This window comes from Burkholderia sp. BE12 (genome assembly GCF_002959955.1).
In the GTDB taxonomy this organism is placed as follows: domain Bacteria; phylum Pseudomonadota; class Gammaproteobacteria; order Burkholderiales; family Burkholderiaceae; genus Burkholderia.
Window position 1 is genome coordinate 128867 of record NZ_PREY01000006.1, and the last position, 26672, is coordinate 155538.

Genomic DNA, 26672 nt, shown 5'->3' on the forward strand with positions numbered 1-26672 from the left:
CGACGTTCTGCGTCCGTCGGGCGGGAACGTGCCGGCGCGTGGCGAAGGAGAAGGGGCCGGGCGACGGTGCACCGGCGACCTAGCCCGGCGGCTCCACCGCGACGACCGCGCTGGCCGGCTGCGAATTGACGGCTGCCCGCACCGTGACCTTGCCGCCGAGCGTGACGCCGGCCGGCAGCGGCACACTCCACTGGCCGGTGCGCCCCGCGAGTGCATAGCCGAGTAGCCCGTGCGTGAGCGGGTACGCGCGGCCGTCGCCGGTCACGAGCTCGACCGACGCCAGTTGCGCGCGGCGCGCGCCGCCGTTGCGCACGCGCAGCACCCAGCCGCCGTCGCCGCGCATGAGCGCCCAGTCGAGGTGCGGTGCGCCCTGGGTCGGCGGTTCGACGAACACCGGAATCGAATAGCGCAGCCGGATCGACACGCCGTTGGTCGGCGCTTCGCCGGGCTGCGGCAGTTCGTCGATCAGCAGCCGGTAGCTCTGCTCGATGCCGGATGGCGTGCGCGATGCGCGCACGACGCGAATCAGCTGCTCCGACTGCGTGCCGACCTGGATTAGCGGCGGGCTCGCAACGAGATCCTGCGTGGGCGTCAGCGTGTCTTGCCCGTCGGCCTGGTCCCAGCGGAACACGCGGACCTGGCCGTACACGGGGCGTTCGCCCGGATTGCGCAGCGTGATGCCGGTGGCCGTGTCGTCGGTGCCGAATTCGATCGTGACGGGGGAAATCTGCAGCGACGCGGCGTGCGCGGCGCCGGCCGCGCACAGCAGCGCGGCGAGCGTTCGACGTAATGCGGTCATGCGTGGCGGTGCCGGTCAGAAGTAGACGGTGGCGGTGACGGTCGTCTGATAGGTGTCCGGCTTCGGCGTCGCCTGCGCGGGCACCTGGCCGTAGACGGTCAGTGCCTGCGCGGCGCCGGTGCCGGTGCCGGCCACCGTGTTCGTGCCTTGCGTATTGCCCCAGATCGTCGTGCGCCCGGCATCCTGGTACAGCTGGAAGCCGACGGTCGTCGTCGTGTTGCCGGTCGACGTGCCGGCCATCAGGCGGCTCGCGACGCTCGACCCCGTGACCGAACCGGCATCGAGGCCGACGTTGTACGGCGTCGTATTGGTGCAGGTGACGCTGACGGTCGTCTGCTGGTTGATCGCGGTGGCCAGCACGCCGTTGGTGCCGAAGGCCAGCGGGTTCGCGGCGATCGTGCAGTTCGGCTGGAGTGTCAGCGTGACGTTGAAGGTGGCGGTCGCGGTACCGTTCGAATAGGTGGCGGCGTCGGCAGCAGGCGTTGCCAGGCCGATTGACAGCGCGAGCGCTAATGTCGTGGATGCGATGGCGACTTTCACACTGATTCCTCAACGATCGGTTTTTCATTGGATTTAATGCCGTGCTCCATACATATGCCACGGCTGGTAAATGCTGATCCGAATTGCTGAGTCTTTCAATCTTGAAGCTGGAACTGTTTCATTTTGTTACAGATGGGTCGGGTGGTTTGGTGAATAAGGCCGGAAAATATTGCGGGGTTTAATTTTATTATCAATTTCCGAATGAAATATTTTCCGGGGAATGCAGAAATAGCTACGCTAATCGGCTCTGGTGGCATGATTTTCCGATCCGCACGGAATACAGCGACGAATGCAGACAGAATGGAGAATGAATGCGCGTAGTTAAATTACAAACGATGGAGTGAATCATTTGGATGGATAGAATCGATTCGATTTGAATGGCGTACGGAGAGCGGGATATTCCGGATTTTCCCTGACTGGGAAAGGGGATTCTGATAGTCGGTCGAAAAAGAAAGCGGCCGCATTGCGCGGCCGTAAAAATGCATGCGCAACGAGCCCGGGCAGTCCGGGCTCGTCCGCGCTCACGAATTCGCGGCGGCCGGCGTGCGGCGGCGCTGCGTGACCTGCAGCATGACGAGCGCGAGTCCGGCAGCGGCGATCAGCGCGCCGACGATCGGCACCGCCGCGTAGCCGAACCCGGCCGAGATCGCCGCGCCGCCGGCGGCGGCGCCCACCGCGTTGCCGAGGTTGAACGCGCCGATGTTGACGGCCGACGCGAGGCCCGGCGCCTCATGGGCCGCGCGCATCACCCGCATCTGCAGCGGCGGCACGACCGCGAACGTCGCGATCCCCCAGACCAGCAGCGTGACGCCGGCCCCCGCATGCGTGGCGGCGAGCAGCGGGAACGCGGCCATCGTCGCGATCAGCAGCAACAGGAAGCCGATCAGCGTGCCGTCGAGCGAGCGGTCGGCCAGCCGGCCGCCCGCGATGTTGCCGATCGAGAAGCCGACGCCGATCAGCACGAGCATCGCGGTCACGAAGCCGGGCGTTGCGCCCGTCAGGTGTTCGAGCGTCGGTGCGACGTACGTATAGAGCGTGAACATCGCGCCGGCGCCGAGCACCGTCGTCCCGAGCGCGCCGAGCACGACGGGCCGCGTCAGCACGGAGAGTTCGGCACGCAGGTCGGGCATCGTGCCGGCTTCCCCCTTCGGCAGCGCGGCGAACAGGCCGGCGATCGCGATCAGGCCGAGGCCCGCGGTCGCCGCGAACGACATGCGCCAGCCGATGATGTGGCCGAGCCAGGTCGCGGCCGGCACGCCGCCGACGTTCGCGATCGTCAGGCCCATGAACATCGTCGCGACCGCGCTGGCCTGCTTTTCGCGCGGCACGAGGCTTGCCGCGACCACCGAGCCGAGCCCGAAGAACGCGCCGTGGTTCAGACTCGTCACGAGACGCGCGAGCAGCAGCGTCGTGTAGTCCGGTGCCACGGCCGAGAGCAGATTGCCGATCGTGAAGATCGACATCAGCGCGATCAGCGCGGAGCGGCGCGACCAGCGCGCGAGCAGCAGTGTCATCAGCGGCGCGCCGACCATCACGCCAATCGCATACGCGCTGATCAGCATGCCGGCTTGCGGGATCGACACGTGCACGCCGTCGGCGATCACGGGCAGCAGACCCATCGGCGAGAACTCGGTCGTGCCGATGCCGAATGCGCCGGCGGCGAGCGCGAGCAGCGGCAGCGCGGCGCCGCCGCGGGACGGGGAGGAAGTCGGGGGGGTCACGCGGTGAGCTCCTGTAATCGGGGACAACGGCACGAAGCCGTTGAGGACAGCGCGAAGTGTGCCTGCATTACTTTTGCGGAAAAAGCCGCATCCGGACGAAATTATCTTGATTTCATGTCAACAATGCAGCGCGCGGGCGACGTGTGGCGCGACCCATGAGCAGTGCTTCGGCGGGACAGGCGAACGACGGGGAGGGTTCGAAAGCTTTCCGTCATGAGTGAAATCGCGGCTTTCGGGCAGATAGTCGCGGCTCACTGACGCTTCGCGGCCGATGCGTGGTCGTCCTGCGCGACGCTCGCAAATTCGTCCGGCGGCCGTGAGACGACACGCGAGTGGCCTGTCAGGGCGCATCGGCCGGCGATGGGCGAGCGCCTGCGGCCGGCGTCGCGCAATGGCTGGAAAGCCTTTCTCTGCAAGGCCCGACAGCAAAAAAGCCCCGACCACAGGGGGACCGTGGCCGGGGCGGAAACGCATCCTCTCTTTGGCACGAGGGGTTGGATGCGGGCGCAGTATATTTCGGGCCATGACGATTCGAATCGGCGTTAAACGGCCGTTTTTGGTGTCAATTTGAAAATTGCGATGTCGTGGTGCCGTCCGTCGGCGTTCTGAAAGATTTTTCGGTGGCACGACGGTGTCGTTTAGTGCGCAACAACCGCGGAAACGCCGGGATGACGGAAACGGGAATCCCGTCCGACAGCCGGCGCTGCAAGTCGCATCGTCCGACCGCGCCGATGCGTCCGCATCCGTTCAGCCCGATTCGCCCGCCGCATCGCGGACCGCCGCGAGAAACCGCGCGACGACGGGCGACGGTGCCGCCGCCTCGCCGTCGAACACGAACTCGATGTCGAAGCGGCTCGCGAGTTCGTCGAGCGCGACGAGCCGGACCGTGCGCGGGCAGGTCGGCGACGCGCTTTCCGGCACGAACGCGCAGCCCATCCCGGCCGCGACGAGACCGATCAGCGTCGGGATGTCGCTGCCGACCTGCGCGATGCGCGGCGTGAAGCCGGCCTGCTGGCACTGCGTCATCAGGAACCGGTGGTGCGCGGCCGAGCGCTGCGCATCGAACCAGACGAACGGCTCGTTCCCGACTTCGGCCAGCGTGCGCGGCGCGACGAAGCGGCCGCCCGGCGGCGCGGGCATCGCCAGCACGAAACGGTCGCTCAACAGCCGTACGCCCGTCAGGTGCGGCGCTTCCTCGCGACGCCACGCCATGATCCCGGCGTCGAGCTGGCCGCGCATCAGCGCGCTCGCCTGTTCGGCCGACAACATCGGCGCGATCGACAGTTTTACGTCCGGGCACGCATCGCGAAACGCCTTGAGGACGTTCGCGACGACCGGCAACGGCAGGCAGTTCGGCAGCGCGCCGAGCCGCAGTTCGCCGAGCTGGCCGGCCGCGCTGCGCAACGCGCGCTCGCGGCTGTCCTGCAGCATGGCGAGCAGGCCGGTCGCATCGTGCAGGAAGCTCGTGCCGGCCGCCGTGAGCGTGACGCCCGTCGCGCGACGGATCAGCAGTGGCGTGCCGATCGCGTCCTCGAGCTCGCGGATCTGCCGCGACAGCGCGGGCTGCACGATGCCGGCCGCGCGGGCGCCGGCCATCACGCTGCCGGCCTGTGCGACGGCGACGAAGTAGCGCAGGTGACGCAGTTCGATCTGGCGCATGCGGTGTCCGGTCCGGTAGATGGGTATGCCTGCGAAGCATAGCAAACGCCATTCGATGGTATTGGAAAGCATGACGGGCCTGCCGTACGATGACCGTCATTGCCGCATGCGCGTCGTCGCGAGTCGCGTGCGTTTCCTCCGTCCTCCTTGCGTTCCGTCCCATGCCGCTGCATATCCCGACCCCTTATATCCACTCGCCGATCGCGTCCCGTCGGCTCGGCAGGACCATCCGGCTGAAGCTCGAAGCGCTGCAGCCGTCCGGCTCGTTCAAGCTGCGCGGCATCGGCGCCGTCTGCGAAGCACGCCATGCGGCGGGGGCCCGGCGGTTCGTGTCGTCGTCGGGCGGCAACGCGGGCATCGCGGTCGCGTACTGCGGCCGCGAGCTTGGCGTGCCGGTGCGCGTCGTCGTGCCGGAAAGCACCTCGGCCCGGGCGCGCGAGCTGATTCGCGTCGAAGGTGCGGAACTCGTGGTGCACGGCGCGAGCTGGGCGGAGGCGAATGCGTTCGCGCAGTCGGCGCTCGGCGAGCACGACGCGTTCGTGCATCCGTTCGACGACCACGCGCTGTGGCAGGGCCACGCGACGATGATCGACGAGATGGCGACGGTGGGCCCGAAGCCCGATGCGATCGTGCTTGCGGTCGGCGGCGGCGGTCTGCTGTGCGGCGTGCTCGAAGGGCTCGCGCGCAACGGCTGGCACGACGTGCCGGTCGTCGCGGCCGAGACGGAGGGCGCCGACTGCTATGCGCGCTCGCTCGCGCAGGGGCGTCCGGTCGAACTGGCGGCAATCGCGAGCATCGCGACGACGCTCGGCGCGAAGCGGCCGTGCGACGCGGCAGTCGAATGGGCGACACGCCACGCGATTCATCCGGTCGTCGTGTCCGATGCCGACGCGGTGGCTGCGTCGCTGCGGTTTCTCGACGAACACAGGATCGTCGTCGAGCCTGCGTGCGGCGCTGCGCTGGCCGCGCTGGAGCGGCCGGTGCCGGTGCTCGCGTCGGCAGCGGACATCGCGGTGATCGTCTGCGGTGGCGTGACCACCACCGTCGAGCATCTGCAGACGCTGCACGCGACGTTGCGGTAGGCGAGGGCGCCGGCAGGCAGCGCAGTCGCGAGATGGCAGGGCGCCCGCGATTGTCGCGTGTGGTGACTGCGGGCTTGGGTCGCGTGTGGCCAATCGCGACGCGTCGACGTTGCCTTTCCGTCAGCCTTTCGGTCAATCTCGCGCGGCGACGCGCGGCCGGCGTACAGCCGCATGGGCGTGAACGGCTTCCGGGAATGACGCGGAAGGGGGGCGTACCGTCGCGTTGCGGCGCATTCGGCCGCGCGCGACGCATACGGTTGCGCAATCAGTGCGCGGCTGGTGCGCTCGCGGTGGACGACGCGGACGACGCGGACGACGCGGACGATGCGACCGGGGCGGCGGCAGCCGCCGGCGCAGGCGATGCGCTTGACGGCGCCGATGCCGACGCGGGTGCCGATGCCGCTGACGAAGGCGCGGGGACGGTCGATGACGGAGCGGCGGTGGTCGGCGCTGCTGCCGGACCCGAAGCAGACGCGGGCGCGGAGACCGGCGCTGCCGTCGAACCGGAGGTCGACGAAGGTGCCGGCACGGGCGCCGACGCGGGAGCGGGCGCCGACGCGGGTGCCGGACCGGCCGCCGAAGCCGGCGTAGGTGCGGACGCAGCCGCGGGCGCCGCACCCGAAGCCGACCCCGACCCGGACGCCCCCGCCGGCGCGGCAGCGCGCATCGCGGCCGGTGCCGCGACGGCCGACGCCGCCGCAGCAGGCACGGCATTCGCGCCCGACCCCGGCGCGACACCCGGCGCCGAAAGCGGCACCGGCGCCGCGGGCGGCGTCGGCACGACCGGCGTCGTCATCTTCAGTGGTTCGCCCTGCGGCGTCGGCGCGGGCTCGGGCAGCGGCGCGACGTGCTCCTTCTCGGCGGCCTTCACGGTCGCGCGGTCGCGGCGCGCCGGGTCGATCTTCAGGAAATGGTCGACGAGATTGAAGAAGCGCTCATAGAACACGCCGGCGGGAATCGTCTCGCTCGCGGTCTTGACGAGCGCATCGTCGCTCGACCCGATCGGCAGCGACAGCGAGCCGAACACGCTGAGGCCGACGCTGGCCGACGTATTCGATTTCTTCAGCGTATAGCGATCCTGCACCGCGTTCACGTACGCGATGCTCGACGAGCCGTCCGCATTCGCATCCGCGCACACGACGTGAAACTCGATCACGACGTGCATGTCGTTGCTCGGCTGGAAATTCTTGCTGCCGTCGACCGCGTCGTTGCGCGACGACGACACCACGTAGCCCTGGCTCAGCAAGGCGCGCCGCGCGGCCTCGCAGGCTGCGTCGGCTTTCGAGTGGAACGTATGCGCATACGGGCTGCTGGTCGCGTCGAACTGTTCCTGCTGGTAGATCGGCTTGGGCGGCGACGAGCATGCCGTCAGCACGGCCGCGGCCGCGAGCGCGCACGAAACGGAAAACAGGCGAAATCGGTTGTGCATGGCGTCTTTCAGAAGGCTCGGCGAGAGGCGGCGCAAGGGCGGTGCCAGGATCGGCGCGCGCGCATCTCGTATGGCCGGGGCGTCATTATAGTTTCGTTTGATGTCGCGCTCGCTTCAGACGGCCGGCGCGCCGCGCGCCGCGGCCAGCAATCGCGACGTCAGCGGATGATGTTCGCCGCGCCGCGAGCGGATCGCGTGGATCTCCTCGGTCACGTCGCCCGCGCGCCCGAGCCGCCTGAGCCCGCGCAGCAGCGACGCATCGTTCGCGCCGAGTTCGCTCAGCGGAAACACGCCGAGGCCGCGCGCCGCGAACACGGCCATCAGCGCGCTGTCCTCGAACTCGCCGGCCACGCGCGGCACGATCCGTTCGCTTTCCAGCCACACGTCGAGGCGCGCGCGCAAGGCCGAATGCGCGGTCGGCAGCAGCACCGGCAGGTCGGCCAGGCACTGCGGAAAGCGCTGCCGCGCGGCCGGCGTGACGAGCGCCGCGGGCCCGTACCAGTCGACCGGCGACGCGACGAGGCGCTCGCTCGTCACGCGCAGGTTCGACCCGGACGGCGCGCCTTGGCCGGCCAGCACGAGATCCAGATGATGCAGCGCGAGTTCCGCGAGCAGCGCGTCGTGCTCGCCCTCGTGGCACAGCAGCCGCAGCGTGGGCGTGTCGAGCACCGGGGCCAGGATCGCGTGCGCGGCGAGTTTGGAGATGCCGTCCGCGAGGCCGACCGCGAGCCGCACGGTCGGCCGGCTGGCCGCCGCGCGCACGTCGTCGGGGATCAGCCGGCCCATCTCGAAGATGACTTCCGCGCGTGCGAAGGCGGCCTGCCCGGCGTCGGTCATCGTCACGCCGCGTCCGGCCGGTCGCAGCAACTGGTGCCCGAGCGATTTCTCGAGCTCGCGCACCTGGGCGCTGATCGTCTGCACGGCCATGTCGAGCCGGCCGGCCGCCCGCGCGAAACCGCCTTCCTTCACGACGACCCAGAAATAGTACAGATGTCGAAAATTCAGCATCGGAGTGGGATATATCGTAAAAACCGAACCTAAAGTCAGATTCTCTCTGATTTTTTCGAAGTATGGGGCGGCATATCATCTGGCTTTCCACTTTCGTATCGGCCCATCCCATGGACTACCTGCTGACGCTTGCCGCCGACCCTGCCGTCTGGGCCGCGCTTCTGACGCTCGTCGTGATGGAAGTCGTGCTCGGCATCGACAACCTGATCTTCATCTCGATCCTCAGCAACAAGCTGCCCGAAGCGCAGCGCGCGCGTACCCAGCGCCTCGGCATCGCGCTCGCGCTGGTGATGCGCCTCGCGTTGCTCGGAAGCGTCGCGTGGATCGCGAGCCTGACCGAACCCGTGTTCACGCTGTTCGACCATGCATTCTCGTGGCGCGACATGATCCTGCTGGCGGGCGGCCTGTTCCTCGTGTGGAAGGCGACCACCGAGATCCATCACCACGTGGCGCACGACGGCGACGGCGCGGGCGGGGCCGCCGGCGCGGCCGGCCTGACGGTGTGGGCCGCGATCGGCCAGATCGTGATGCTCGACATCGTGTTCTCGATCGACAGCATCGTGACCGCGATCGGCATGACCGAACACATCCCGATCATGTTCGTCGCCGTGATCGTCGCCGTGACCGTGATGCTGTTCGCCGCGCAGCCGCTCGCACGCTTCATCGACCGCAACCCGACGATCGTGATGCTCGCGCTGTCGTTCCTGGTCGTGATCGGCATGACGCTGATCGCCGAAGGGTTCGGTTCGCACGTGCCGAAGGGTTACATCTATGCGGCGATGGCGTTCTCGGCGTTCGTCGAGGGCATGAACATGCTGGCGCGGCGCGCGAAGGCGAAGCGAGCGGCGCACGTGGCACGCGACTGATGCGGCACGCGTGACGCCGGCCGCAGCGGCGGCCGGCTCGCGCGCCTCATGTGGAATCCGAATGAAATTCGAACGGAAAGGAGCAATGCGATGAAATGTCCTGTCTGCAAGACGCCCGACCTGCTGATGGCCGAGCGCCAGTCGATCGAGATCGACTACTGTCCGACCTGCCGCGGCGTGTGGCTCGATCGCGGCGAACTCGACAAACTGATCGCCCGCGAAACCGGCGACGCGCCGGCTCGCCGCGACCCCGCACCGGCGCAACGCGATGCGCCCGCGCCGCGCGGCCGCGACGACGGTTGGGGGCGCGACGGCCGCTCGCACGACGAGCGTTACCGGCACGACGGCCAGCGTCGCAAGAAGTCGGTGTTCGACCTGTTCGATTTCGATTGAACCTGCAGTCTGCGCGCCTGAATGCGCGCGGCCCGATGCAAGAAAGCCCCGCCCGGCAGCGCGCCGGTGCGGGGCTTTTTCATGCGCGTCGCGTCAGGACGCGCATCGACATTTACGCATTGCCGGCCGTCACGTCGATGCGGCGCGGACGCATTTCCTCGCGGCGCGGAATCGTCAGCGTCAGCACGCCGTCGCGCAGGTTCGCGTCGATCCGCGACGTGTCGAGGTCGGCGCTCAGCACGAAGGATCGCGCATAGCGCGTCGCGCGCACTTCAGCGTGCCGGATGCGCAGGTCGTCCGGCGTGTCGATGTGCGTCGCGGCTTCGATCGTCAGCGTATTGTCGTGCACCTTCACGTCGAGGTTCTCGCGCGGCACGCCGGGCAGGTCGGCGCGCAGCGTGACGCCGCTCCGGTCCTCGACGATGTCGACGGACGGGGTGATCGCCGGCCGGCGGGCGGCTTCGGCGGCGGCAGCGTGAACGGTGCTCGGATGGCGTTCGGCCAGGGTCGGATTCGTGTTCATGTCGGTATCCTGAAGGTTACTGAATGGTGATCGCACGCGGCTTCGATGCTTCGCGCCGCCCGACGCGAATCAGCAGGCAGCCGTTTTCGTAACGGGCGCTGACCTGATCGGGGTCCGCATCGCGCGGCAATTCGACCACGCGGCGGAACGCGCCGTGAAAGCGCTCCTGCGCATACGTGCGCACGTCGTCGCCTTCGCGCGGCGCCGGTTTGCGCTCGCCGCTGATCGTCAGCAGATCCTTGTCGATCGATACGTCGAAGTCGGTCGCGGCCATGCCGGGCGCGAATGCGACGATCTCGATCGCATCGTCGGTGGCGCCGACGTTGAGTGCGGGAAAGGCGCCGGGGCGCCCCGCCCGGATGCCGGATGGGCGTTCGCCGAGCAGGCTCGCCACCTGCCGTTGCACGCGGGCGAATTCGTCGAACAGGTCATAGCCGTGATGGATACCGCTCATGTTGGTCCTCCTGAACAGGGAACGCGGGAGACGTGACGGCGCGACGCCTGCGGCGGGCGCGACGGGTGGCTCCACTGGGTCGATACGGGGGCGGTGTGTTGCGTGAGTCACTGCCCGACGACGCTTAATTAGTGGTCGCCGCCACGCATTTCAAGAGGGATCGCGCAATCTGCATCGACGCATGCGCGCGGGATTCGATGCGACAATCGCCGCGGCATATCCGCAGACCAACCACACGGGACAACCATGGACATTCGACGTATCGCGATCGTCGGCGCCGGCGTGATCGGCGCGAGCTGGGCCGCTTTCTACCTGACGCAGGGCTTCGACGTCGTCGCCACCGACCCGGCCCCGCAGGCCGATGCGCGGCTGCGCGACGCGCTCGCCGCGTTTCTCGGCGAACGGGCCGCCGAACTTGCCGCGCGGCTGTCGTTCGACGCCGATCTCGTGCGCGCGCTGGACGGCGTCGACTTCGTGCAGGAGAACGGCCCCGAGCGACTCGACCTGAAGCGCGCGCTCTATCGCCAGATGGACGACGTGTTGCCCGCGCACGTGCCGATCGCGTCGAGTTCGTCGGGCCTGAAGATGTCCGATATCCAGACCGCGTGCGCGAAGCATCCGGAGCGCTGCCTGATCGCGCATCCGTTCAATCCGCCGCACCTGATCCCGCTCGTCGAACTGGTCGGCGGCGACGCGACCGACCAGGACGTGATCGCGCGCGTGAAGCATTTCTACGACGGGCTCGGCAAGCAGACGATCGTCCTGAACAAGGAGATGACCGGCCACGTCGCGAATCGGCTCGCGGCCGCGCTGTTTCGCGAGGTGTATCACCTCGTCGGCGAAGGCGTCGTGAGCGTCGCCGATGCGGACAAGGCCGTCGCGTGGGGCCCCGGCTTGCGCTGGGGGCTGATGGGGCAGTGCCTGACCTATCACCTCGGCGGCGGCGCGGGCGGGATCGCGCACTTTCTCGAACACCTGTCGGGGCCGATCACGAGCTGGTGGGACGACCTCGGCACGCCGTCGTTCGATCCGGAAGTCGATCGCAAGCTGAACGACGAGTTGCGCGCGATCCAGGGCGAGCGCTCGATGCAGGAACTTGCGGCGGAGCGCGACCGGTTGCTCGTCGAACTGATCGACGCGCGGCGCCGCAGTTTCCTGCCCTGATCCCGATCCGATCGCGCGCGGCGGCGGCGCCGCTCACTGCTGCGACGTCGCCTGGCCGGCGGGCGGCACATGGGCCAGCCACGCGGGGTTCACGGCCTGCACGAGTTCGCGGTTGCGCGCGCGGGTCGCGGCGTTCGGCGGGTAGTTGCCGTCGTTCGTCGGCAGTTCGCCGTCGAGATAGGCCTGCCTGAGCTGGTCGACGACTTCCGCGCGTGTCAGGCCCTGTGCGGGGGCCGACGCGTCGGTCTGGGCAAAGGCGGGGGACAGCAGCACGGCTGCAGCGGTCGCGACGGCGAATCGCAGGACGTTCTTCATGGCGGGCTCCGATCAAGGGGACGGGGTACCGGAGGCGCGCGGCGATGCGCGGCGCGTTCCGATGGGTCCCATTGTCGCGAGCGGGTGCTGCGCGGACGATGACGCGTGCCGGGCAAAGCCGTCAGGTACGGGCGCGACCGCGCGCACTGCGCGCGACGCCGTTACAACTCGGCTGCCGCCGCGATCAGCGTGGCTTCCAGCGCGAGCGTCGAGCGCGACGCGGCCGCCGGCCGATCGATCACGTATTCGAGTTCGCCGAGTTCCGGCAGCCCCGCCTCGAGCCGCGCGAGCCCGGCCGGGATCACGTAGCCGGCAAATGCGCTGACGCCGAGCCCCGCGCTCGCGGCCGCACGCAACACGGCGATGCTGCTGCTCACGACGGCGATCCGGTAAGGGCGTCCGACGGCCTCCAGCGATTCGAGCACGCGGCGGCGCGACACGCTCGGTTCCGGATGCATCGCGAGGGGCAGCACGGCTTCGTGGCCGGTGATCCGGGAATCGGGGCCGGTGCACCAGTACAGCGGTTCGCTGCGGATCACGCGGCCGCGCCGGCTGCCGGCAATGCGTTTCGCGAACACGAGATCGTGCCGGCCTTCGTCCAGCGCATCGAACAGATCGCCCGACAGCCCGGTCGAGATCGCGAGTTCGACGTCCGGGTTGCGCTGCACGAAGCTCGCGAGCGCGGCCGTCAGGTGCGCCGACGCGAAATCCTCCGACATCGCGAGCCGCACCTTGCCCGACAGCGGCGGCCCGCATACCGACGTGACGGCCTCGTCCATCAGTTCGAGGATGCGCACCGCGTAGCGGAACAGCGCGTCGCCGTGCTGCGACAGGCGCACGTTGCGCGTGTCGCGCTCGAACAGCGGCCGGTCGAGCAGCTCCTCCAGGCGGCGGATATGCTGGCTGACGGTCGACTGCGACAGGTTCACGCGCTCGGACGCGGCGGTGAAGCTGCCGGACTGGGCGACGGCGACGAAGCTGCGCAGCAACTCGGGCGGTAACGGACGCATTGCTAAATCCACTGAATCGATTTCGACAACTTCATAAATGGCCGGATTTTGCGGCGCTAGTATCGGATCACGCGCCAGTGCGGCCTCCGCGAACGAGGGGCACCGGACGCGTAGCCCGTGTCGCGCCGCCGGTTGCATCGGTCAGTCTAAGCCATCCGGCGTCCGGCCCGAAACCGCATCATCCCATCGACCCCGAGAACGCGCTCGCACGACGAGCCGCCGGGCCGCGGCGCACCGCCGCAGGAGACACGCAGTCCGCCCGGGTTCGGCGTGCGGGCCTGGCTCCCGCACGCGTCAGGCGCCCGTCACGAAGAGACTGGAGACGACTCATGATCATCTACGGAACCGCGCTGCTGGCGTTCTGCCACCTGGCCGGACTGTTTCTCGGCGACCTGCTCGGCAGTGCGATCGGCGTGAAGACCAACGTCGGCGGCGTCGGCATCGCGATGCTGCTGCTGATCTGCCTGCGCCTGTGGCTGCACCGGCGCGGCTGGCTGCCGAAGGAGACCGAGGCCGGCGTCGGTTTCTGGGGCGCGATGTACATCCCGGTCGTCGTCGCGATGGCCGCGAACCAGAACGTCGTCGCCGCGCTGAAGGGCGGCCCGGTCGCGCTGCTGGCCGCCGTCGGCGCGGTCGCGATCTGCGCATGCTGCATCGCGGTACTCGCTCGCACGGGGCGCGACGACACGGCCTTCGCGGGCGTGCCGCAATTCGAAGAACAATAACGGAGGCCGCCATGCTGCAAATGCTCGAAAAAACCGTCGCCCACAACGGGCTCGTCGCGTCGTTCGCGCTGGTCGGCCTGATCATGTGGCTGTCGTCGATCGCGTCGCGCAAGCTCACGTTCGGCCGCGTGCACGGCTCGGCGATCGCGATCGTCATCGGTCTCGTGCTCGCGTACGTCGGCGGCGCATTCACCGGTGGCGAGAAGGGGTTGGCCGACGTCAAGCTGTTCGCCGGCATCGGCCTGATGGGCGGCGCGATGCTGCGCGATTTCGCGATCGTCGCGACCGCGTTCGAAGTGCAGCCCACCGAGGCGCGCAAGGCCGGGCTCGTCGGCGTCGTGTCGCTGCTGCTCGGCACCGTGCTGCCGTTCATCGTCGGTGCGTGCATCGCGCGCGCGTTCGGCTATACCGACGCGGTCAGCATGACGACCATCGGCGCGGGCGCCGTCACCTACATCGTCGGGCCCGTCACGGGTGCGGCGATCGGCGCGAGCTCCGACGTGATCGCGCTCAGCGTCGCGACGGGGCTCGTCAAGGCGATCATCGTGATGGTCGGCACGCCGGTCGCGGCCAACTTCATGGGCCTGAAGACGCCGCGCTCCGCGATGATCTTCGGCGGGCTGGCCGGCACCGTCAGCGGCGTGAGCGCGGGGCTCGCCGCGACCGACCGCCGGCTCGTCCCGTACGGCGCGCTGGTCGCGACGTTCCATACCGGCGTCGGCTGCCTGCTCGGTCCCTCGCTGCTGTTCTTCACGACGCGCGCGCTGGTCGGTGCCTAGGGCCTGTTCACGCTGATAACGGGCTTGCGAACGTGCCTTTCCGCCCGCAGGGCAACAAGAGAGGAGGCGCAATAGCCGTCGCTATTGCAACGACGAACGACGCCGCCATGCGGGCGGAAAGGCACGTTCCCCTGTTTGGAAAAAATTCGTTCGTGGGGCTGGCCCCCAGAAGGGCCGATCGCCGCGTCATGCTCCTCGCGAATACGTCGAGTATTCGCTTCGTCGCAATCCTTGCGCTCGGCCCTTCTGGGGGCCAGCGCAAGCCCGTTATTAGCGTGAACAGGCCCTAGGACGATGGATGGGGCCCGCGCGCGGGCCGCATCCATCGCGGCGTCCTCTGAGTCGCATTCTGCAACATCATCAATCGGCGGCGGCGCCAGGCTTAGAATGCCGCTGAACCATCGAAGCGGAGAACTATTCATGACGGGATGGAATCACGCGCGGCAGGCGCGCGATGCACGCCTCGCGGCCGGCGCGGCTTACGCGCAGGGCAAGCGGATCGATGCGCGCGACACCGTCGCGTTGCTCGAAGCCGTGCTGCGGCCCGGCGACCGCGTCTGCCTCGAAGGCGACAACCAGAAGCAGGCCGACCTGCTCGCGACGGCGCTCGCCGACGTCGACAGCGCGAGGATCCACGACCTGCACATGGTGCAGTCGGGTGTCGTGCTGCCCGAGCATCTCGACGTGTTCGAGCGCGGGATCGCGAAGCGTCTCGATTTCGCGTATTCGGGCCCGCAGTCGCAGCGGATCGCGAAGCTGCTGTTCGGCGGCAAGATCGCGCTCGGCGCGGTGCATACCTATCTCGAACTGTTCGCCCGCTACTTCATCGACCTCACGCCGCAGGTCGCGCTGATCGCGGCCGTGAGCGCCGATCGCGACGGCAACCTGTACACGGGTCCGAACACCGAGGACACGCCGACCGTCGTCGAGGCCACCGCGTTCAAGGACGGCGTCGTGATCGCTCAGGTCGACCGCATCGTCGACAAGGTGCCGCGCGTCGACATCCCGGGCGACCGCGTGCATTTCGTCGTCGAGGCCGGCCGGCCGTTCTACGTCGAGCCGCTGTTCACGCGCGATCCGGCCGCGATCACCGAAACGCAAATCCTGACCGCGATGCTCGCGATCAAGGGCATCTACGAGCCGTACGGGATCAAGCGCCTGAACCACGGGATCGGCTTCAACACGGCCGCGATCGAGCTGCTGCTGCCGACCTACGGCGAGAAGCTCGGGCTGAAGGGCAAGGTCTGCACGCACTGGGCGCTCAATCCGCACCCGACGCTGATTCCCGCGATCGAATCGGGCTGGGTCGAGCAGATCCATTGCTTCGGCTCCGAAGTCGGGATGGACGACTACATCCGCGCGCGCTCCGACGTGTGGTTCACGGGCCCCGACGGCTCGCTGCGCTCGAACCGCGCGTTCTGTCAGACGGCCGGCCTCTATGCGTGCGACATGTTCATCGGCTCGACGTTGCAGATCGATCTGGCGGGCCATTCGTCGACGGTCACGGCCGAGCGGATCGCCGGCTTCGGCGGCGCGCCGAACATGGGCAGCGACGCGCGCGGCCGCCGCCATCCGAGCGAGCCGTGGCTGAAGGCCGGCGCGCAAGCCGACCCCGACACGCCGGCGGCGCTGCGGCGCGGCCGCAAGCTGGTCGTCCAGATCGGCGAGACGTTCGGCGACAAGAACGTGCCGATGTTCGTCGAGAAGCTCGACGCGCTGAAGCTCGCCGACAAGCTGCAACTCGACCTCGCGCCGATCATGGTCTACGGCGACGACGTCACGCACATCGTCACCGAGGAAGGAATCGCGAACCTGCTGATGTGCCGCGACAAGGACGAACGCGAGCACGCGATCCGCGGCGTCGCCGGCTATACGGACGTCGGTCGCGGCCGGGACCGGAAGATGGTCGAGCGGCTGCGCGAGCGCGGCGTGATCCGCCGGCCGGAGGATCTCGGCATCGATCCGCTCGACGCCGACCGCCGCTGGCTCGCCGCGCGTTCGATCAAGGATCTCGTGCACTGGTCGGGCGGGCTCTATGCGCCGCCGGCCCGGTTCCGCAACTGGTGAGGAAGACGGCATGGAACAGTTGAACTATCGCTTCACCGCGCGCGAACGCGCGAAGGGCGAGCTGGCCGCGGCACTCGTCGGCGTGGTCGCGTCCGGCAATCTCGAGGTGCTGGTCGAGCGCGTGCTGCCGGGCAACGAATGCGAGATCGACGTCCGCACCGCGGCCGTCGGTTTCGGCGCGGTCTGGCAGGCGGTCGTGTCGGATTTCGTCGAACGGCGCACGCCGGGCGGCCTGAGGCTGTCGATCAACGACGGCGGCGCGCGCCCCGACATGGTGTCGCTGCGGCTCGCCCAGGCCGTGCGCGCGATCGAGGGAGACGCATGATGAGCGACGCGATCCACGACGCGCCGGCGTTCGTCGCGAACGCGGCGAGCTGGTATGAAGCATCGGCGCGGCAGCGCATCGACGGGCTGCTCGACGCGGGCAGTTTCAGCGAATTCCTGGGGCCGGCCGAGCGCGTGACGAGCCCGCACCTGCCGCTGTTCGATCTGCCGCGGCAGTTCGACGACGGGATGGTGGTCGGCCACGGCCGGCTCGACGGCCGGCCGGTGCTGGTCGCCGCGCAGGAGGGCCGCTTCATGGGCGGTGCGTTCGGCGAAGTGCACGGCGCGAAGCTCACCGGGTTGCTGCGCGCCGCGCGCGAAGTCGGCAAGCCGGTGCTGATCCTGTTCGATACGGGCGGCGTGCGGCTGCAGGAAGCGAACGCGGGCGAGCTCGCGATCGCCGAGATCATGCGTGCACTCGTCGAAGCGCGTGCGGCCGGCGTGCCGGTGATCGGGCTGATCGGCGGGCGCGCGGGCTGCTACGGCGGCGGCGGCCTGCTCGCCGCGTGCTGTTCGGCGCTCGCGGTGTCGGAGCAGGGGCGCATCAGCGTGTCGGGCCCCGAAGTGATCGAGACCAATCGCGGCGTCGAGGAATTCGACTCGAAGGATCGCGCGCTGATCTGGCGCACGATGGGCGGCAAGCACCGACGCCTGATCGGCGGCGCCGATCGTTACGTGGCCGATACGCCGGACGCGTTCCGCGCGGCCGCGCTCGAGCTGATCGGCCGCGCGCCGGCATTCGATGCGGCGATGCTGCGCGCCGAACAGGCGCGCCTCGAAGCGCGGGTCGAACGGTTCGGCGCCTGCAAGGACGCGCTCGACATGTGGCGCACGCTCGGGGCCGACACGCCGGAAGCGATTCCGGGCATGTCCGACGATGCATTCGCGACGCTCGCCGATCAACTGCAGGAGTCCCAGCATGACGCTCGATGAAGTACTGAACTCGCTGTTTCCCGCGGGCCATTCGATTGCGCGTGATGGCGGGCTGCTGACGGGCCACGCGGAACTGGCCGGCGCGCGCGTCGACGTGATCGGCGTTGCCGATCGCTTGCCGTTCGGCATCGACGAGGCGCTGACGCTCGCGTCGCGCGTGCTCGACACGGTCGCGCGCGGCGGCGACACGCCGATCCTCGTGCTGGTCGACAGCGACAGCCAGCGGATGAGCAAGCGCGACGAATTGCTCGGCCTGAACGAAGGGCTGTCGCATCTCGCGAAGTGCCTGATGCACGCGGATCTCGCCGGGCACCGGACGATCGGCGTGCTGTACGGCCACACGGCTGCTGGCGCATTCATCGCGACCGCGCTCGCGACGCGCACGCTGCTCGCGGTGCCGGGCGCCGAGCCGGAGGTGATGGACCTGCCGTCGATGTCGCGGGTGACCAAGCTCCCGATCGACGTGCTGAAGGAGATGGCGCGTTCGACACCGGTGTTCGCGCCGGGGCTCGACAACCTCGTGAAGATGGGCGCCGTCGACGCCGTGCTCGATCCGTCCCGCGCGCTCGACGCACAGGTCGGCGAATGGCTCGGCAAGCCGGCCGACCGCATCGACGGGCGCGCGGCGCGCGGCCGGCCGGTCGCGACCGACGTCGCCGGTCGCGTCGAGGCGCTCGCGCGTGCCGCACGCTGAGCTGCCGCTGCGCCGCCACACGCTCGTCACGCTGACGGCGGCCGGGTGGGGCGCGGCATTCGCCCGCGACCCCGCGCTCGCGGCCGACCCGCTCGTACGCGCATGGGCCGGACGCGGCTGGCCGCTGATCGTGCGTCGCGCGTCGCCGGATGAAGCCGATGCCGGCCGCGTGCCGCTCGGCCTGCCGCTGCCGCCGTCGGCGGGCAAGCGGCGCATCGCGCTGAACGCGGCCGCCGACGCGCTCGCGACGGTCGGTCCGCTGCCGACATTGACCGATGTGCTCGCCGCCGCACCGGCGGCATGGCAGGCGCCGCTGCACGAGCTCGATGCGCTCGGCGCGCGTTGCGGCGTGCAGGGCCGCGTGTTCGGCAGCCTCGCGTGGCAGGCGCTGACCGGCGAGGCTTACCTGAGCGCATCGTCCGATCTCGACATCGTATTCCCGCTGCCCGATCCCGCATCGCTCGCGCCGTTGCTCGACGGTCTCGCGGCGATCGACGCGCGCGCGCCGATGCGCATCGACGGCGAACTGCTGCGCGAGGACGGCGCGGGCGTCAATTGGCGCGAACTGCACGCGCGCTCGCCCGACGTCGCGGTGAAGACCGCGATGACCGTCGAATTGATGCGCGCCGACGCATTCACCGGAGGCGCGCGATGAACGCCCGGGCTGCCTGCCGCGTCGCCGCGCCGTCCGATGCCGAATGCATCGCCGCGCTGGCCGAGCGCAGTCTCGTGCTCGAGATCGACACCTATCCGAAGCCGGGCCTCGTCAGTCACGTCGACACCGGCAGTCACGCGGACATGGACGCCGCGACGTTCGCGCGCAGCGCCGCCGTGCTGCGGCCGTACTTCGCGGAACTCGCCGACGCGGGCGCGCGCGACGCCGACATGGCCGTGCTGCGCAAGATCGGCCTGCGTGCCGAACACGCGATGCTCGCCGCGACCGGCGGCGTCAATACGCATCGCGGCGCGATCTTCGGGCTCGGGCTGCTGTGCGCGGCCGCCGGGCGGCGCGCGCTGCCGGGCGCGATGCCGGACGGGACCACGCTCGGTGCGTTCGTGTCCGGTCGCTGGGGCGTCGAGATCCTCGGCGGCCCGCGTTTGCCGGACAGCCACGGCGAGCGCGCCAGCCGCCGCTACGGTGTCGGCGGGGCGCGTCGCGAGGCGGCCGACGGCTTCCCGTCCGTGTACGCGGTCGGGCTGCCCGCGCTGCGCCGCGCCCGCCGCGACCGGCCGGACGATCCGGAAGCCGCGCGGGTCGCCGCGTGCTTCGCGCTGATCGCCGCGCTCGACGACACGAATCTGCTGCATCGGGGCGGGCAGGACGGCCTCGATTTCGCCCGCGCGACGGCCCGCGCGTTCGTCGCGCGCGGCGGCGTTCGGGCGCGCGACTGGCGGCTGCGCGCGGCGGCCGCGCATCGTGCGTTCGTCGCGCGCCGGCTGAGCCCGGGCGGCGCGGCCGACCTGCTCGCGATGAGCGTATTCGTCGATGCGCTCGAAGCCGAAGGGGACGCGCGATGACGCTGGCCATCCTGTGCTCGGGGCAGGGCGCGCAACGCGCCGACATGTTCGAACTGACCGGGGCGGCGCCGCAGGCCGACGCACTGTTCGTGCATGCGGGCCGGCTGCTCGGCGACGATCCGCGCGCGTGGGTCCGGCAGGCTGGGCCCGACGCGCTGCAGGAAAACCGTGCCGCGCAGATCCTCTGCACGGTCCAGGCGCTCGCGGCGGCGGCGCTGCTCGATGCGGTGTGGCCGCGCCGGCGCTGCGTCGCGGGCTACAGCGTCGGCGAGGTCGGCTCGTGGAGCGTCGCGGGGATGATCGACCCGCACGATGCGCTCGATCTGGCCGCCGCGCGGGCACGCGAGATGGACGCCGCGAGCGGCGGCGACGAGCGGATGGTGTTCGTGCGCGGCCTGACGCGCCCGCAGCTCGCGCAGCTGTGCGACGGTCGCGACGCGGCCATCGCGATCGCGAACCCCGGCGATGCGTTCGTGGTCGCGGGGCGGCACGCCGATGTCGATGCCGTGGCGGATGAGGCGACGCGCGCCGGCGCGCTGCGTGTCGCGCCCGTCTGCGTGCGGATCGCATCGCACACGCGCCGGCTCGCGGCGGCCGTGCCGGCGTTCCGCGCGACGTTGGCCGCGACGCCCGTGCGCCGGCCGTTGCCCGGCACGCGGCTGTTTTCGGGGATCGACGGCGCGTCGGTGCTCGATGTCGACACGGGCCTCGACAAGCTCGCGCGGCAGATCGCCGAGCCGGTCGAGTGGGCGGCCTGTCTCGCCGCGTGCGTGGAGGCCGGCGCAACCGCGTTTCTCGAGCTCGGCCCCGGACGCGCGCTGGCCGAGATGGCCGCTGGCGCGTATCCCGCGCTGCCGGCGCGCAGCCTTGCGGATTTCCGTTCCGTCGAAGGCGTGACGAGCTGGCTCGCGCGCGTCGCGGCCGGCTGATCGGCGGGGCTGAAACTCGGCTGAAAACACGGTCGCCGGGCACCGGTTTCGCACCGGGTGTTGCGCCGGCGCAGCAGCGTCGCAGCCGCCCCTTGCCACGCGAATTGGCGTCGCTACAATGGCGCCCGCCATGAGACCAGCCGCCTTCCTGCTCGCCGCGTTCTGCTGCGCGACGAGCGTCCACGCCAGCCAGATTCCGTCCGACGCCGCCTCGGTCGGCACGTACTTTTCGTATGACAACGCAGCGGCCGACGCGACCGTCGATCTGATCGAACAGGCGCAGCGCCGCGTGCTGCTGGCCGGCTATACGCAGGTGCCGCCGGCTGTCGCGAGCGCGCTGCGCTCGGCCCGCGCGCGCGGGATCGAAGTGCGCGTCGTGCTGGTGCGCCCGCCGCGTGCGGGCAGGTACAGCGGCGCCGGCTATCTGAAATCCGCGGGGATCGACGTCGCGATCGATTCCCGGCACGGCGGCCCCGCGTCGCGCTTCGCGATCGTCGACGACAGCGTCGCGTTGACGACCCTGTCCGACGGCGCGGCCGAGCAGGCCGACACGATGAACGTGTTCCGGCGCGCGCCCGAACTCGCGCAGTCCTACGCGCAGTCGTTCTGGCGGCTGTACCGGCAGGCCGGCGGCCTCTGACCCTTCCTACGGCGCGGTGCGCGCCGGTGTGACCCTGCTTGCATCGGCGCGAACGATGAACCATCCTCGTTGACAGGCGCCGGCGCGGGTTGCGCACCCGGCGCAACGGCAGGGAGCCGATCGTGACCGAAAGCAGTTTTGCCGATCGCGCCGATGCCGGCCGCCAACTGGCCGACGCGTTGCGCGAATACGCGGGGCGAAGCGATGTAGTCGTGCTCGCGTTGCCGCGCGGCGGCGTGCCCGTCGCGTATCCGGTCGCGTGCGCGCTGCGCGCGCCGCTCGACGTGCTGGTCGTGCGCAAGCTCGGTGTGCCGTTCGACCCCGAACTCGCGATGGGCGCGATCGCGACGGGCGGCGTGATTCATCTGCAACGTTCGGTGATCCGCGCGATGGACGTATCCGATGCGCAGCTCGCCGACGTGATCGCGCGCGAGACGGCCGAACTGCAACGCCGCGAAGCGCTGTACCGCGGCGCGGTGCCGCCGCGCGCGGTGGACGGACGCATCGCGATCGTCGTCGACGACGGTGTCGCGACCGGCGCGTCGATGCGCGTCGCGCTGCAGGCGCTGCGCGAGCGCCACCCGGCGCGCATCGTCGCGGCGGTGCCGGTCGCGCCGGCGGGCGCCGCGCACGCGTTCGACGGCCTGGCGGACGCGTTCGTCACGGTGTCGCAGCCGTCCCGGTTCTTCGGGATCAGCCAGTTCTACGCGCGCTTCGAGCAGACGAGCGATGCTGAAGTGCGTGCGCTGCTCGATGCGGCGTGCTCGTGACGCGGCGTCACGTCCGACGGATCCGGCGCGAGCGCGGTCGGCGGGCTTCCGCCAGCGCGAACACGCGCTGCAGCGCCGGATGGACGTTGCCGTGCCAGCGTGGCCCCGTAAACAACCCGTAGTGATCGCAATCGTCGATGTCGACGCGATGGCGCTCGTCGGCCGCGAGCCCGCTGCACAGGCCGAGCGCCGCATGGGTCTGCCCGGCGCCCGTGACCGTGTCGCGGGCGCCTTCGACGGTCAGCAGCGCGACGTCGCGCAGCGCGGCGGGTTCGACGCGCCGGCCGTGCACGTGCCACGCGCCGGTCGCGAGCAGCATGCGCTGGAACACGACGTCGACCGTGTCGAGAAAATAGTCGGCCGGCATGTCGAGCAGCGCCGTGTATTCGCGCAGTGCCCGCCGGGCGTCGGCGAGCCCGGTCATGTCGAAGCGCGATGCGGCCAGCGCATAGGTTTCGACCAGCGTCAGGAAGCGCTGCGGATACAGGAGCGCGATCTCGCCCTGTTGCAGATAGGTCGGGAACACGTGGCGGCCATGCCCCGCGAAGCCGGGCGGCACGATGTCGATCAGGTGGCGCCGGCACCAGTCGAGCGAATGGGCGGCTGCCGCGGTGCCGAGTGCGCTCGGATTCAGCCGCGCGTCGAGCGGGCCGCCGATCAGCGTGATACTCGCGGGCGGCGCGAGGCCGCGCGCGGCACGCAGCGCGAGTGCGCCGAGCGCCGGTACGGTGGCCTGGCACACGGCGACGACGTGCAGCGGCCGATCGTCGCGCTGGAGGGTGTCGACGAAGCCGTCGAGCATCGCGACGTATTCGTCGAGCCCGAAACGGCCGGCCGCGAGCGGCACGTCGCGCGCATTGCACCAGTCGGTCACACAGACGTCGCCATCGGCGAGCAGCGTTTCGACGGTTTCCCGCATCATCACGGCCGCATGCCCGACGAGCGGCGCGCACAGCAGCACCGTGCGGCGCGCGTCGGCATGCGCGAAGCGCCGCAAGTCGCAAAACGGCGTGTGCGTGACGACCTGCTCGCTGACGCCCGGCCACGCGAGGTCGAAGCCCGGCGGCGCGGTCTGCGGCCCGAGCAGCGGTTCGAACAGGTCGTCGTAGCACGACGATGCGGCATGCGGCAGCGACGCCGCGGGCCACGCATCGAACGCGTATCGCGTCGCCGCGCGCCATGCGCGCATCCATTCCCGCTGCTGCTCGACGACGGCATACCACATGGCGGACCCTGGGGCGGAACGAGCGTGAATCTGCATTATGGTCACAGTGGACGGGCAGTGCGAGCCCGATGCGCGGCTGGCCGATGCGCGTCAGGCGCACGGGCACGCTAGGCGCTGCCGCGCGACGCTGCTACAGTCGTCGGTCCCATTCCCTCGAAGCGGAGCGTTTGCGATGAAACTGATCGGCATGCTGGATTCCCCGTTCGTGCGCCGCGTCGCCATTTCGGCGAAGCTGCTCGACCTGCCGTTCGAACACGAGTCGATCTCGGTGTTTCGTCAGGTCGAGCGGTTCAGGGCGGTCAACCCGGTCGTCAAGGCGCCGACACTCGTGACCGACGGCGGCGCGACCCTGATCGATTCGTCGCTGATCGTCGACTATCTCGACCACCTGGCCGCGCCGGAGCGGCGCCTGTTGCCCGCCGCCGTCGATGCCCGGCTGCGCGCGCTGGTGCCGATCGGATTCGCGCTGGCCGCTGCCGAGAAAACCGTGCAGGTCGTCTACGAGCATGCGCTGCGGCCGTCGGACAAGCAGCACGAACCGTGGGTCGACCGCGTGCTGAGCCAGCTCGAAGCCGCATACGGCGCACTGGAGCCGCTGGTCGCGGCCGCGAACGGCTGGTTCGGCGGCGCGCGGCTGCTGCAGTCCGACGTGACGGTCGCGGTGGCGTGGCGCTTCACGCAGTTCATGGCCGCCGATTACCCGGCGCTCGCCCGGATCGATCCGGCCCGTTATCCGGCGCTCGCCGCGCATTCCGCGCGGGCGGAAGCGCTGCCGGCCTTCGCCGAAACGCCGCTTGGCTAGGGCCAGCGCACGTCCGTTATCAGCGTGAACGGGCCCTGGGCTTCGCGGCGGCCCGCCGGGCCGTCGCACATCGATGTCGGACGCCGCTCGCCCTTGTCCGGCAAGCCGCTGCCGATTGTTCTCGACGGCTGACAAGTGACTTCGCATTCGCGCTGTTTATCCGGAGGCGACCGATCCCTAGAATCCACTCCATCGAATCACGCATTGCCAGATGGAGCCGATGATGAAAGCCCTGATCGAATCGAGCCTGTACCACCCGTCCGTGTTGTTGCCGCTTGCCGCGCTGACGCAGTTGATGGTCGAGCGCGATTTCAATCTCGGCCAGGTCGGGCTGATCGTCGCGGCGCGCGGTGCGCAGGCGGCCGTGTCGCGGTCGCGCGCACTGATCTTCTGCCGTCACTGCGAAGCGCACGCATGAGCACGTTCGCGGCACGCGGATGAAAAAAAGCCCGGCCGGCGCAAGCCGGTCGGGCGGATCGGATTCGATCGGGCCCCGGCTTCGGCCGGGGCTTTTTCATTGGGCGACGCTCACGCGCGTGCGGGAGTCGCGACGCCGTAGATTTCCGACTCGTCGTCGTCTTCGCGCAATTGGCGCACGAGCTGGTGCGCTTCGCGGCGCGTCGCGACGGCCGGCGGCGAGCCCTTCAGCGGCTGGCGCGCGGTTTCGGCGAGCGCGACGACCGACACGACGCCGATCAACGCGGCGCCCATCATGTAGTACGCCGGCATCATCAGGTTGTGCGTGACCTCGACGAGCCACGCGGTGACGAGCGGCGTCGTGCCGCCGAACAGCGACACCGACACGTTGAAGCCGATCGCGAGGGCGCCGTAACGGATCTCGGTCGGGAACAGCGCGGGCAGCGCCGACGGCATCACGCCGGTGAAGCACGACAGCAGCACGCCGAGGATCAGCAGGCCGCCGAACACCGACGCCGTGGTGCCCGCATGGATCAGCATCAGCGACGGAACCGACAGCACCAGCAGGCCGACGCAGCCGGCGAGCATCACCGGCTTGCGGCCGACCTTGTCCGACAGGCGGCCGGCGTACAGCGTCATCGGCATCATCAGCACCATCACGATCAGCACGAGCACGAGGCTGTGCGATTCGTCGAAATGCAGCGTCGACGACATGAAGCTCGGCAGGTACGACAGCACCATGTAGTCGGTCACGTTGAAGATCAGCACGAGGCCGACGCACAGCAGCAGCGCACGCCAGTTGCGCAACAGCGTTTCACGGAAGCGCGCCTTCGGCACGGCCTTGTCCTGCGCTTCGCGCTCTTCGGCCTGGCGCTTGAACGCGGGCGTTTCCTCGAGCTTCATCCGGATGTAGAGACCGATCAGGCCGAGCGGGCCGGCGATCAGGAACGGCACGCGCCAGCCCCACGACAGCAGCGCTTCCTGCGACAGCGACGCGGTGAGCAGCGCGACGACGCCCGCGCCCAGCACATAGCCGATCAGCGTGCCGAATTCGAGGAAGCTGCCCATGAAGCCGCGGCGCTTGTCGGTCGAGAACTCGGCGATGAAGGTGGCCGCGCCGCCGTATTCGCCGCCGGTCGAGAAGCCCTGCACGAGGCGGGCGACGAGCAGCAGCACGGGCGCCATGATGCCGATCGACGCATAGCTCGGGATCAGGCCGATCGCGAAGGTGCCGGCGGCCATCATGATCATCGTGGCGGCGAGCACGCGCTGGCGGCCGATGCGATCGCCGAGCGGGCCGAACACCATGCCGCCGAGCGGGCGCACGAGGAATGCGGCCGCGAACGTGCCGAAGGTGGCGAGCAACTGCGCGGACGGGCTGCTGGACGGGAAGAACACCTTGCCGAGCGTGACGGCGATATAGCTGTAGACGCCGAAGTCGAACCATTCCATCGCATTGCCGATGGCCATCGCGCTGACGGCGCGCTTGAGCAGACTCTGGTCGACGACGGTGATGTCGTCCACGGCGAGCGGGGCTTCGGCGGACGACGAAGCGGAGGAAGAGACAGCGGTCGGGCTGACGTGTGTTGCGGTCAAGGTCATGCACTCCTTTGACAGCGCCGGAACGGGCAGGCCGTCCGACACGGTTTGCCGGCGAGCGCGGGGTCGCGTGCGGCGCGTCGGGGCAGACCATCAAGCACTTACTGCGCAAGGGGCAGCAAAGGGCCGAGGGGCTGCTTCGACGCGGGCCCGATGGGCCGTCGCGACAGTGCGCTCATGAAGAATGGGCCGCGTGATGCAGGCGGCAGATGCCGGTGCGGACGAGGGTCCGGCGTTCCGGCAACGCCCCGGAGGGGCAACGAAACGAGAAAAGCGGGCCTGTCGGG

General features: G+C 69.7%; 29 protein-coding genes. 17 read left to right on the forward strand and 12 right to left on the reverse strand.

From position 1 onward, the window contains the following. Positions 1 to 79: 79 nt before the first annotated feature. The 4 genes from C4B30_RS08615 to C4B30_RS08630 all read right to left on the reverse strand — a co-directional run bounded on the left by C4B30_RS08615 (position 80) and on the right by C4B30_RS08630 (position 4719). A complete protein-coding gene (locus C4B30_RS08615) occupies positions 80 to 799 on the reverse strand; it encodes a fimbrial biogenesis chaperone (RefSeq protein ID WP_027784043.1) in 720 nt (239 codons plus the stop codon). Between the two features lie 15 nt (positions 800 to 814). Next, positions 815 to 1327 carry a Csu type fimbrial protein gene (locus C4B30_RS08620; protein ID WP_234015421.1) on the reverse strand — a complete coding sequence of 171 codons (513 nt, stop codon included), beginning with the start codon at positions 1325 to 1327 and terminating at the stop codon, positions 815 to 817. Positions 1328 to 1860: 533 nt separating this feature from the next. Continuing rightward, positions 1861 to 3060 (reverse strand): MFS transporter, encoded by a 1200-nt coding sequence (locus tag C4B30_RS08625; RefSeq protein WP_105132373.1) that lies wholly within the window; start codon positions 3058 to 3060, stop codon positions 1861 to 1863. A gap of 747 nt (positions 3061 to 3807) precedes the next feature. Beyond that, positions 3808 to 4719: a LysR family transcriptional regulator gene (locus C4B30_RS08630; protein ID WP_105132374.1), complete on the reverse strand. Its 912-nt coding sequence runs from the start codon at positions 4717 to 4719 to the stop codon at positions 3808 to 3810. 161 nt (positions 4720 to 4880) lie between these two features. Here C4B30_RS08630 and C4B30_RS08635 point away from each other — a divergent pair, with 161 nt between their 5' ends. Then, positions 4881 to 5801, forward strand: a complete 921-nt coding sequence (locus C4B30_RS08635; protein ID WP_027784046.1) for a pyridoxal-phosphate dependent enzyme — start codon at positions 4881 to 4883, stop codon at positions 5799 to 5801. A gap of 265 nt (positions 5802 to 6066) precedes the next feature. Here C4B30_RS08635 and C4B30_RS08640 read toward each other — a convergent pair whose 3' ends face one another. Together C4B30_RS08640 and C4B30_RS08645 are read right to left on the reverse strand one after the other, a co-directional pair. Then, entirely contained in the window at positions 6067 to 7230 is a 1164-nt protein-coding gene (locus C4B30_RS08640; protein ID WP_105132375.1) for a DUF2242 domain-containing protein, read from the reverse strand. Between the two features lie 114 nt (positions 7231 to 7344). Beyond that, positions 7345 to 8238: a LysR family transcriptional regulator gene (locus C4B30_RS08645; RefSeq protein ID WP_027784048.1), complete on the reverse strand. Its 894-nt coding sequence runs from the start codon at positions 8236 to 8238 to the stop codon at positions 7345 to 7347. 110 nt (positions 8239 to 8348) lie between these two features. Between C4B30_RS08645 and C4B30_RS08650 the strand changes: the two genes are divergently transcribed. After that, entirely contained in the window at positions 8349 to 9104 is a 756-nt protein-coding gene (locus C4B30_RS08650) for a TerC family protein (protein ID WP_027784049.1), read from the forward strand. A gap of 90 nt (positions 9105 to 9194) precedes the next feature. Further along, entirely contained in the window at positions 9195 to 9497 is a 303-nt protein-coding gene (locus tag C4B30_RS08655) for a TFIIB-type zinc ribbon-containing protein (RefSeq protein ID WP_027784050.1), read from the forward strand. 112 nt (positions 9498 to 9609) lie between these two features. On the opposite strand, the gene C4B30_RS08660 is transcribed toward C4B30_RS08655, so the two are convergent. Both C4B30_RS08660 and C4B30_RS08665 read right to left on the reverse strand, forming a co-directional pair. Next, positions 9610 to 10020, reverse strand: a complete 411-nt coding sequence (locus C4B30_RS08660) for an Hsp20/alpha crystallin family protein (protein ID WP_027784051.1) — start codon at positions 10018 to 10020, stop codon at positions 9610 to 9612. A gap of 16 nt (positions 10021 to 10036) precedes the next feature. Beyond that, positions 10037 to 10474 carry an Hsp20/alpha crystallin family protein gene (locus C4B30_RS08665; protein WP_027784052.1) on the reverse strand — a complete coding sequence of 146 codons (438 nt, stop codon included), beginning with the start codon at positions 10472 to 10474 and terminating at the stop codon, positions 10037 to 10039. Positions 10475 to 10720: 246 nt separating this feature from the next. Here C4B30_RS08665 and C4B30_RS08670 point away from each other — a divergent pair, with 246 nt between their 5' ends. Next, positions 10721 to 11638 carry a 3-hydroxyacyl-CoA dehydrogenase NAD-binding domain-containing protein gene (locus tag C4B30_RS08670; protein WP_027784053.1) on the forward strand — a complete coding sequence of 306 codons (918 nt, stop codon included), beginning with the start codon at positions 10721 to 10723 and terminating at the stop codon, positions 11636 to 11638. 33 nt (positions 11639 to 11671) lie between these two features. Here C4B30_RS08670 and C4B30_RS08675 read toward each other — a convergent pair whose 3' ends face one another. Further along, the gene (locus C4B30_RS08675) at positions 11672 to 11953 is read right to left on the reverse strand and encodes a DUF4148 domain-containing protein (protein ID WP_027784054.1); all 282 of its coding nucleotides are present in this window, start codon (positions 11951 to 11953) and stop codon (positions 11672 to 11674) included. 161 nt (positions 11954 to 12114) lie between these two features. Further along, a complete protein-coding gene (locus C4B30_RS08680; protein WP_027784055.1) occupies positions 12115 to 12963 on the reverse strand; it encodes a LysR substrate-binding domain-containing protein in 849 nt (282 codons plus the stop codon). Between the two features lie 329 nt (positions 12964 to 13292). On the opposite strand from C4B30_RS08680, the gene madL reads away from it, so the two are divergent. The 11 genes from madL to C4B30_RS08740 all read left to right on the forward strand — a co-directional run bounded on the left by madL (position 13293) and on the right by C4B30_RS08740 (position 22342). Continuing rightward, entirely contained in the window at positions 13293 to 13688 is a 396-nt protein-coding gene (gene madL, locus C4B30_RS08685) for a malonate transporter subunit MadL (protein WP_006485307.1), read from the forward strand. A gap of 11 nt (positions 13689 to 13699) precedes the next feature. After that, positions 13700 to 14467 (forward strand): malonate transporter subunit MadM, encoded by a 768-nt coding sequence (gene madM, locus C4B30_RS08690; RefSeq protein WP_105132376.1) that lies wholly within the window; start codon positions 13700 to 13702, stop codon positions 14465 to 14467. A gap of 420 nt (positions 14468 to 14887) precedes the next feature. Continuing rightward, entirely contained in the window at positions 14888 to 16534 is a 1647-nt protein-coding gene (gene mdcA, locus C4B30_RS08700) for a malonate decarboxylase subunit alpha (RefSeq protein ID WP_027784057.1), read from the forward strand. Between the two features lie 10 nt (positions 16535 to 16544). Continuing rightward, complete coding sequence (mdcC, locus tag C4B30_RS08705; RefSeq protein WP_027784058.1) at positions 16545 to 16859, forward strand: malonate decarboxylase acyl carrier protein; 315 nt, start codon at positions 16545 to 16547, stop codon at positions 16857 to 16859. Then, complete coding sequence (locus C4B30_RS08710; protein WP_027784059.1) at positions 16856 to 17791, forward strand: biotin-independent malonate decarboxylase subunit beta; 936 nt, start codon at positions 16856 to 16858, stop codon at positions 17789 to 17791. Before mdcC ends, C4B30_RS08710 begins: the two co-directional genes overlap by 4 nt. Next, a complete protein-coding gene (mdcE, locus tag C4B30_RS08715) occupies positions 17778 to 18485 on the forward strand; it encodes a biotin-independent malonate decarboxylase subunit gamma (RefSeq protein ID WP_027784060.1) in 708 nt (235 codons plus the stop codon). Before C4B30_RS08710 ends, mdcE begins: the two co-directional genes overlap by 14 nt. Next, positions 18472 to 19140 (forward strand): malonate decarboxylase holo-[acyl-carrier-protein] synthase, encoded by a 669-nt coding sequence (mdcG, locus tag C4B30_RS08720; protein WP_027784061.1) that lies wholly within the window; start codon positions 18472 to 18474, stop codon positions 19138 to 19140. The genes mdcE and mdcG overlap by 14 nt, the downstream gene beginning before the upstream one ends. Further along, on the forward strand, positions 19137 to 20003 hold the full coding sequence (mdcB, locus tag C4B30_RS08725; RefSeq protein ID WP_027784062.1) for a triphosphoribosyl-dephospho-CoA synthase MdcB: 867 nt from the start codon (positions 19137 to 19139) through the stop codon (positions 20001 to 20003). The genes mdcG and mdcB overlap by 4 nt, the downstream gene beginning before the upstream one ends. Continuing rightward, positions 20000 to 20932, forward strand: coding sequence for an acyltransferase domain-containing protein (locus C4B30_RS08730; RefSeq protein WP_027784063.1), 933 nt, complete (start codon positions 20000 to 20002; stop codon positions 20930 to 20932). The genes mdcB and C4B30_RS08730 overlap by 4 nt, the downstream gene beginning before the upstream one ends. Positions 20933 to 21050: 118 nt before the next feature. Continuing rightward, complete coding sequence (locus C4B30_RS08735) at positions 21051 to 21572, forward strand: phospholipase D-like domain-containing protein (RefSeq protein WP_027784064.1); 522 nt, start codon at positions 21051 to 21053, stop codon at positions 21570 to 21572. Between the two features lie 122 nt (positions 21573 to 21694). Next, on the forward strand, positions 21695 to 22342 hold the full coding sequence (locus C4B30_RS08740) for a phosphoribosyltransferase (protein WP_027784065.1): 648 nt from the start codon (positions 21695 to 21697) through the stop codon (positions 22340 to 22342). Between the two features lie 7 nt (positions 22343 to 22349). Here C4B30_RS08740 and C4B30_RS08745 read toward each other — a convergent pair whose 3' ends face one another. Beyond that, positions 22350 to 23567, reverse strand: coding sequence for a polyhydroxyalkanoate depolymerase (locus C4B30_RS08745; protein WP_027784066.1), 1218 nt, complete (start codon positions 23565 to 23567; stop codon positions 22350 to 22352). 172 nt (positions 23568 to 23739) lie between these two features. Here C4B30_RS08745 and C4B30_RS08750 point away from each other — a divergent pair, with 172 nt between their 5' ends. Then, entirely contained in the window at positions 23740 to 24369 is a 630-nt protein-coding gene (locus C4B30_RS08750; protein WP_027784067.1) for a glutathione S-transferase family protein, read from the forward strand. Positions 24370 to 24589: 220 nt separating this feature from the next. After that, the gene (locus C4B30_RS08755) at positions 24590 to 24787 is read left to right on the forward strand and encodes a hypothetical protein (protein WP_034185467.1); all 198 of its coding nucleotides are present in this window, start codon (positions 24590 to 24592) and stop codon (positions 24785 to 24787) included. Between the two features lie 110 nt (positions 24788 to 24897). On the opposite strand, the gene proP is transcribed toward C4B30_RS08755, so the two are convergent. Further along, the gene (gene proP / locus C4B30_RS08760) at positions 24898 to 26388 is read right to left on the reverse strand and encodes a glycine betaine/L-proline transporter ProP (protein ID WP_027784069.1); all 1491 of its coding nucleotides are present in this window, start codon (positions 26386 to 26388) and stop codon (positions 24898 to 24900) included. Between the last annotated feature and the right edge of the window lie 284 nt (positions 26389 to 26672).

What these genes read in the sequence shown, in the direction of transcription:
- C4B30_RS08615 (WP_027784043.1), bottom strand. Translation starts at nt 799, where the DNA reads ATGACCGCATTACGTCGAACGCTCGCCGCGCTGCTGTGCGCGGCCGGC.
- C4B30_RS08630 (WP_105132374.1), bottom strand. Translation starts at nt 4,719, where the DNA reads ATGCGCCAGATCGAACTGCGTCACCTGCGCTACTTCGTCGCCGTCGCA.
- C4B30_RS08635 (WP_027784046.1), top strand. Translation starts at nt 4,881, where the DNA reads ATGCCGCTGCATATCCCGACCCCTTATATCCACTCGCCGATCGCGTCC.
- C4B30_RS08640 (WP_105132375.1), bottom strand. Translation starts at nt 7,230, where the DNA reads ATGCACAACCGATTTCGCCTGTTTTCCGTTTCGTGCGCGCTCGCGGCC.
- C4B30_RS08645 (WP_027784048.1), bottom strand. Translation starts at nt 8,238, where the DNA reads ATGCTGAATTTTCGACATCTGTACTATTTCTGGGTCGTCGTGAAGGAA.
- C4B30_RS08650 (WP_027784049.1), top strand. Translation starts at nt 8,349, where the DNA reads ATGGACTACCTGCTGACGCTTGCCGCCGACCCTGCCGTCTGGGCCGCG.
- C4B30_RS08655 (WP_027784050.1), top strand. Translation starts at nt 9,195, where the DNA reads ATGAAATGTCCTGTCTGCAAGACGCCCGACCTGCTGATGGCCGAGCGC.
- C4B30_RS08660 (WP_027784051.1), bottom strand. Translation starts at nt 10,020, where the DNA reads ATGAACACGAATCCGACCCTGGCCGAACGCCATCCGAGCACCGTTCAC.
- C4B30_RS08665 (WP_027784052.1), bottom strand. Translation starts at nt 10,474, where the DNA reads ATGAGCGGTATCCATCACGGCTATGACCTGTTCGACGAATTCGCCCGC.
- C4B30_RS08670 (WP_027784053.1), top strand. Translation starts at nt 10,721, where the DNA reads ATGGACATTCGACGTATCGCGATCGTCGGCGCCGGCGTGATCGGCGCG.
- C4B30_RS08675 (WP_027784054.1), bottom strand. Translation starts at nt 11,953, where the DNA reads ATGAAGAACGTCCTGCGATTCGCCGTCGCGACCGCTGCAGCCGTGCTG.
- C4B30_RS08680 (WP_027784055.1), bottom strand. Translation starts at nt 12,963, where the DNA reads ATGCGTCCGTTACCGCCCGAGTTGCTGCGCAGCTTCGTCGCCGTCGCC.
- madL (WP_006485307.1), top strand. Translation starts at nt 13,293, where the DNA reads ATGATCATCTACGGAACCGCGCTGCTGGCGTTCTGCCACCTGGCCGGA.
- madM (WP_105132376.1), top strand. Translation starts at nt 13,700, where the DNA reads ATGCTGCAAATGCTCGAAAAAACCGTCGCCCACAACGGGCTCGTCGCG.
- mdcA (WP_027784057.1), top strand. Translation starts at nt 14,888, where the DNA reads ATGACGGGATGGAATCACGCGCGGCAGGCGCGCGATGCACGCCTCGCG.
- mdcC (WP_027784058.1), top strand. Translation starts at nt 16,545, where the DNA reads ATGGAACAGTTGAACTATCGCTTCACCGCGCGCGAACGCGCGAAGGGC.
- C4B30_RS08710 (WP_027784059.1), top strand. Translation starts at nt 16,856, where the DNA reads ATGATGAGCGACGCGATCCACGACGCGCCGGCGTTCGTCGCGAACGCG.
- mdcE (WP_027784060.1), top strand. Translation starts at nt 17,778, where the DNA reads ATGACGCTCGATGAAGTACTGAACTCGCTGTTTCCCGCGGGCCATTCG.
- mdcB (WP_027784062.1), top strand. Translation starts at nt 19,137, where the DNA reads ATGAACGCCCGGGCTGCCTGCCGCGTCGCCGCGCCGTCCGATGCCGAA.
- C4B30_RS08730 (WP_027784063.1), top strand. Translation starts at nt 20,000, where the DNA reads ATGACGCTGGCCATCCTGTGCTCGGGGCAGGGCGCGCAACGCGCCGAC.
- C4B30_RS08735 (WP_027784064.1), top strand. Translation starts at nt 21,051, where the DNA reads ATGGCGCCCGCCATGAGACCAGCCGCCTTCCTGCTCGCCGCGTTCTGC.
- C4B30_RS08745 (WP_027784066.1), bottom strand. Translation starts at nt 23,567, where the DNA reads ATGTGGTATGCCGTCGTCGAGCAGCAGCGGGAATGGATGCGCGCATGG.
- C4B30_RS08750 (WP_027784067.1), top strand. Translation starts at nt 23,740, where the DNA reads ATGAAACTGATCGGCATGCTGGATTCCCCGTTCGTGCGCCGCGTCGCC.
- C4B30_RS08755 (WP_034185467.1), top strand. Translation starts at nt 24,590, where the DNA reads ATGATGAAAGCCCTGATCGAATCGAGCCTGTACCACCCGTCCGTGTTG.
- proP (WP_027784069.1), bottom strand. Translation starts at nt 26,388, where the DNA reads ATGACCTTGACCGCAACACACGTCAGCCCGACCGCTGTCTCTTCCTCC.